This is a genomic window from Microcystis sp. LEGE 08355 (genome assembly GCF_015207185.1).
In the GTDB taxonomy this organism is placed as follows: domain Bacteria; phylum Cyanobacteriota; class Cyanobacteriia; order Cyanobacteriales; family Microcystaceae; genus Microcystis; species Microcystis panniformis.
In genome coordinates, this window is record NZ_JADEXI010000297.1 from 1 (window position 1) to 5747 (window position 5747).

General features: G+C 43.0%; 5 protein-coding genes and 1 tRNA gene. 3 read left to right on the forward strand and 3 right to left on the reverse strand.

Annotation, left to right across the window (positions count from 1 at the left end):
• Window positions 1-110: 110 nt before the first annotated feature.
• Window positions 111-1097: a hopanoid-associated sugar epimerase gene (gene hpnA, locus IQ242_RS15135; protein WP_193960524.1), complete on the reverse strand. Its 987-nt coding sequence runs from the start codon at window positions 1095-1097 to the stop codon at window positions 111-113.
• A 169-nt stretch (window positions 1098-1266) separates the two neighbouring features.
• Here hpnA and IQ242_RS15140 point away from each other — a divergent pair, with 169 nt between their 5' ends.
• Window positions 1267-3801: a glycogen/starch/alpha-glucan phosphorylase gene (locus IQ242_RS15140; RefSeq protein ID WP_193960525.1), complete on the forward strand. Its 2535-nt coding sequence runs from the start codon at window positions 1267-1269 to the stop codon at window positions 3799-3801.
• 85 nt (window positions 3802-3886) lie between these two features.
• Here the strand turns inward: IQ242_RS15140 and IQ242_RS15145 are convergent.
• Window positions 3887-3960: transfer RNA gene (locus IQ242_RS15145), tRNA-Asp, on the reverse strand.
• 218 nt (window positions 3961-4178) lie between these two features.
• On the opposite strand from IQ242_RS15145, the gene IQ242_RS15150 reads away from it, so the two are divergent.
• Together IQ242_RS15150 and IQ242_RS15155 are read left to right on the forward strand one after the other, a co-directional pair.
• Window positions 4179-4394 carry a hypothetical protein gene (locus tag IQ242_RS15150; RefSeq protein WP_002761575.1) on the forward strand — a complete coding sequence of 72 codons (216 nt, stop codon included), beginning with the start codon at window positions 4179-4181 and terminating at the stop codon, window positions 4392-4394.
• 23 nt (window positions 4395-4417) lie between these two features.
• Complete coding sequence (locus IQ242_RS15155) at window positions 4418-4930, forward strand: PD40 domain-containing protein (RefSeq protein ID WP_193960526.1); 513 nt, start codon at window positions 4418-4420, stop codon at window positions 4928-4930.
• A gap of 7 nt (window positions 4931-4937) precedes the next feature.
• On the opposite strand, the gene IQ242_RS15160 is transcribed toward IQ242_RS15155, so the two are convergent.
• Window positions 4938-5747, reverse strand: an 810-nt coding sequence (locus IQ242_RS15160) for a DUF3370 domain-containing protein (protein WP_193960527.1), incomplete at its 5' end; no start/stop codon positions are given.

Sequence of the window (5747 nt, forward strand, 5' to 3'; positions counted from 1 at the left end):
GGGATCCCCCCTGCCCCCCTTGATAAGGGGGGTGTCTGACAACTTTTAACACCTAACTAATTAAGCATTTCAGCACAATTGAGACCATCTTTTTCCTTTCCTACTCAGTCTTAATAAGCAATGTCTCCATTAGTTTGAAACCAATCGATAGCATCAGCTAAAGCTTGTCTAATCGGCGATTGCGGTAAGCCCAGTTCTTGCACTGCCTTCGAGGAATCGTAGTACATGGACTGTTTTGACATTTTCACGCCATCAAGGGGTATAGAGGGCGATTTTCCGAGGACAGGAAGAACTTTTTCATCCAGCCAAGCTATTAGTAAAGGAATCCAAAAAGGTAAAACAATTTTCGGAGCATTTCTGCCAGTAATTTCGGCTAATTCTGTCAACAAAGTTTTTAAAGAAGTGTTTTGATGACCTAAAATATATCTTTCGCCAGTTCTGCCCTTTTCTAAAGCTAATAAATGTCCCCAGGCCACATCGCGCACATCAATTAGATTTAATCCCGTATTCACATAAGCGGGCATTTTTCGCCGCAAAAAACGGAGAATAATGTCACCGGTGGGTGTAGGCTTAAGATCAAAGGCTCCTATCGGCGTACTAGGATTAACTATAACGATATCCTGTCCTCTTTGCACTGCTTTCAATGCTTCCTGTTCTGCCCAATACTTGGATTTTTTATAATAACCCACCAATTGATGGGCGGGACTTTGATAAGTTTCATCGACACTTTCACCCTTTTTACCAACTCCAATAGCCGCCACAGAACTGGTATAAACTATTCTGGCAATTCCCGCTAAATGCGCCGATTCTAGCACATTTCTTGTACCTAAAACATTATTTTGGTAGAGTTGATGTCTATCCTTTTGCCAGAGAGAATAGTGCGCCGCTACATGAAAGAGAACTTCGCATCCGACCATTAATTTAAATAAGTTCTCATCATTTAAATTACCCCGGACAATTTCGAGAGCTAAACCCCGCAAATTTCTGAGATTACTCTGGGGACGGACGAGGACGCGCACTTGGTAGCCTTCGACTAAAAGCAATCGCACTAAATTCGCCCCGATAAAACCCGTTCCACCCGTCACAAAAGCACGCATTGCTCAAACTTTCCCCTGTTTTCGCTTCCTATCGGTAACTGAAATTTAATCACCTTAACTCTCTCATTACTATACCTTAATCTTAGTCAAGATTTAAGCTTTTCTTGATAAAATTTGAGAACAGATTATTGTAAACTAAGAGCAGTCAATGTTCAGTAAAAACACTCCCATGAATCCATCTCCAGAGTCAACTTTTGTTTGTCCGATTATCATCGAAGACGATAGAACAGGATTAGACACAGAAACTATCCGACGGGCTTTAAGGGATAATTTACTCTATATTCAAGGTAAATTACCAGAATTAGCCAGCAAAAACGATCTTTACATGGCCCTGGCCTATACAATCCGCGATCGTTTATTGCAGCGTTGGTTAACCACCCAACAAACCTATCTAAAAAAAGATGTCAGAACCGTTTGTTATCTCTCGGCCGAATTTTTAGTCGGTCCCCATTTAGCTAATAATTTAATTAATCTCGGTATCTACGAACAGGTGGAGAAAGCTGTCAGCGAATCGGGATTAAAACTAGAAGAATTAATTGCCCAGGAAGAAGAACCAGGGTTAGGAAATGGTGGTTTAGGTCGTTTAGCTGCCTGTTATCTTGATTCCCTTTCTACCCTAGAAATTCCGGCTATTGGTTACGGTATTCGCTACGAATTTGGTATCTTTGATCAAGAAATTCACGACGGTTGGCAGGTAGAAATAACCGATAAGTGGTTACAGTATGGAAATCCCTGGGAAATTGCCCGACCAGAAGCGGGAGTAGAGGTAAAATTTGGCGGTTATACCGAATCCTATACCGACGAAAATGGTAATTATCGCAGTCGTTGGATTCCCGATTATGTAGTCAAAGGAATTCCCTACGATACCCCAATTCTCGGCTATCGAGTTAACACCGCTAATACCATGCGTCTATGGAAATCAGAAGCTTGTGAATCTTTTGATTTTGGTCGCTTTAATCGCGGAGATTATTATGGTGCGGTGGATAATAAAGTTCACTCGGAAAATATCAGTAAAGTTCTCTATCCTAACGATGAACCAATTCAAGGCAAAGAACTGCGTTTAGAACAGCAATATTTCTTTGTTTCCTGTTCCCTACAGGATCTGATTCGTATTCACTTACATGAGAACCCCAGTCTCGATAATTTTCATCAAAAATGGTCGGTACAATTGAATGATACTCACCCTTCCGTCGGGGTAGCTGAGTTAATGCGCTTGTTAATTGATGTGCATCATTTCGATTGGGATAAAGCTTGGTTTATTACTCAAAATACCTTCGCTTACACCAATCATACTCTTTTGCCAGAAGCTTTAGAAAAATGGCCTTTGAGTATTTTTGGTCGTCTTTTACCGCGATTAATGGAAATTATCTACGAAATTAACCATCGTTTCTTGGATAAAATTCGCATTATTTATCCCCATGATGACGGCAAAATGTCCCGTTTATCTATAATCGATGAAAGCGGCGAAAAATACGTCCGTATGGCTCACCTTGCCTGTGTGGGTTCCCAGGCAATTAATGGGGTGGCAGCCCTCCATACAGAATTACTGAAAAAAGATGTTCTGCGCGATTTCTATGAACTCTTTCCTGAAAAGTTTAGCAACAAAACCAATGGAGTTACTCCCCGACGCTGGATAGTTTCTAGTAATCCCCGCTTGACTTTTGCGATTACAGAAAAAATCGGCGAAAATTGGATTAAGCATCTGGAGGATTTACGCGGGTTAGAAAACTATGTGGATGATGGAGGATTTCGGGACTCTTGGCGACGAATTAAATACGATATTAAGGCAGATTTGGCCAATTATATCGATAAAAAAGTCGGCATTAAAGTTGATCCTAGTACCCTCTTTGATGTGCAAGTAAAACGCATTCACGAATATAAACGGCAACATCTCAACGTTTTACATATCGTCACTCTCTATCATCGCCTCAAAAATAATCCCAATCTCGATATTACCCCCCGTACCTTTATTTTCGGTGGTAAGGCAGCCCCGGGTTATTTTATGGCGAAATTAATCATTAAATTGATTAATTCTGTGGCAGAAGTGATCGACAATGATCCGACAATTGGAGGACGTTTAAAAGTGGTTTTCCTGCCCGATTATAATGTCACCTTCGGTCAACGAGTTTATCCAGCTGCCGACTTGTCTGAACAAATTTCCACCGCCGGGAAAGAAGCTTCGGGAACTGGTAATATGAAATTCTCCATGAATGGTGCCTTAACTATCGGTACTCTTGATGGGGCAAATATCGAAATTCGTGAAGAGGTGGGGGCGGAAAATTTCTTTCTTTTTGGCTTGACAACCGAGGAAGTTTATGCTAAGAAAGCCGCTGGTTATAATCCCCAAGAATACTATTACCATAACGAAGAATTGCGGGCAGTATTAGACCTCATTGGTTCGGGATTTTTTAGCCGGGGTGATAGTAGTTTATTCCGTCCGCTTGTGGATAATCTTATCTACGATGATCCCTATATGTTACTGGCCGATTATCAGTCCTATATCGACTGTCAGGAAGAGGTCGGTCGCGCCTATAAAGATCAAGAACATTGGAGTCGTTTAGCGATTCTTAATCTGGCCCGCATGGGTAAATTCTCTAGCGATCGATCGATTCGGGAATACTGCGAGGAAATCTGGCGGGTACAACCGGTAAAGATTGAATTACCCGATTATATTCAAGCTAATGCCGGTTTATCGGTAAATTAGAACCAATCTAGGCAGTGGGATCGTGTTTATTTACCCTACTGCCCACAGGTTAACCACCCTTGAGCGACTCTAATCTAGATTTCTACGGGATTGACGGGGCTCGAACCCGCAACTTCCGCCGTGACAGGGCGGTGCTCTAACCAATTGAACTACAATCCCATTTTTGCCACATTTCTGATTGTAACTTCATCATTAGGGTTATGTCAAGCACCTCTGGGAAAATTTTTTTGAGGAAGTGGGGAAGTGGGAAACAATTCATAACTGGGTTTTTCAAGTTGGATTGGTATCAATACTGAATTAAAGCCAAAAAATCCCCAATTAGGGACCAGACCCTCTTTACAATGGGATTGTAATTAAGCTTGTTGGGAGCCTGAGCTATGACTAACCCGAATTCGATCGAACAGCTATCGCAAGAATTACTCGATCTAGACCAAGTAGATGCCGATACTGGGGCAGATTTGCGGCAAAAAGCCCAAGAAATCCTCGCTGAAACCACTATTGACCTGCCGATTCGAGAAGCGATCGCCGATAGTCTCAGTCAAGGCAATCAACTACTTACCCTCAAAACCGTCGGCAAGGAAGAAAGTTACTAGCACATTTGGGGTCAAAAGTCAAGATGAAAGAAAAAATTTTTTTTGTCTGGCTGGGGCGATTTTTGGCCTCTTTTGGGCTGTTATCGGGGATAAGTGGCTGTAATTCCCCTCTTTTGATCACTCCTCAAGTTCCCGCCGGTGGTTTAAATAGTTTTGCTCCCGATCAATTCCCCAGTTATAGTGCTGATGGTCGCTATTTAGCCTTCGCTTCTGATCGCTCCGGTCGTCGTAGTATATATTTATTCGATCTGCAAGAAAAGCGCCTAGTTAATCTTCCTAACCTAAATCGTGGCGATTCTAGCCAAGATCAGCCATCTCTGAGTGCTGACGGTCGTTTAATTGCTTATATCTCCAGCGAACGCGGTAAAAGTGATGTCATGGTTTATGATCGTTCCAAGTCCCGTGTAACCCTGTTAACCGCTAACCTGCGAGGAAGCGTCCGCAATCCCACCATTAGCGGTGATGGTCGCCAAATTGCCTTTGAAACCAACCAAGACGGTCAATGGAATATTGCGATCATTAACGGCCAATTTTAAACTTGTTCTACTCGGTCTTAATCGTTAAAACCTGCGGAGGAGTAGCATCTGGTGGATATAAAAAATTTACCTGTACTACACGCCAATCCCCCGGAGGAATAGTCAGAGTCACTAAAGATTCTCCCTCTTGTCCGCGTCTTTGGACGAGATGGAAAAATCTGCTTTGTGCCTGTCCCTGGTCATCGCTATAATTGACGGCTACCGTTCCCCGAAAAAACACTTGTGGAGCAGCCGGATCGAGAAAACGCAACCCCTGCCCAATAATATCCTCTTTAATCGGTGTTTCTAGCGCAATAGTCACCGTTTTCGCCTCATAACTCCGATTAAACAGAGGTAAACTTAACCTATATTCCACACCGTAATTACCATGAGCTTGATAGGCCGTATCGGGATAGCGAACTAACATACTAGCACTTTGATTTTGTTCCGTTCCCAGTTTGCCCCCGGGTAGGGTGCTAATCCCATAGGCTATAGATTGACCAGAATCAGGAATATTTAACCATAAAGAAGCTCGATCGACCAATCGGGCTGGCCAAGCTGAACCTTGGGACACCCCCGCTACCCGTCCATAAATTATCTGTCCTTGACTATGGGGAGGAGTGGGCGCTCGATCCCGCGGAGTCGATAAATTGCCTTTTTCTAGCAAATTTTGCCACTCTGTCAGATTTGGTGGTCTTTCCTGCCCATTTTCGTCTAAGGGTGCATAAAGAGCTAAACTAGCAGCGTAGAGAAGACCGTCACTTTCCAGACGGAGATAAGTGGACCTACCGTTTAAAGGGGGAGTCAAATCGCGCACGGGAATCGCCGCATTTAAGAC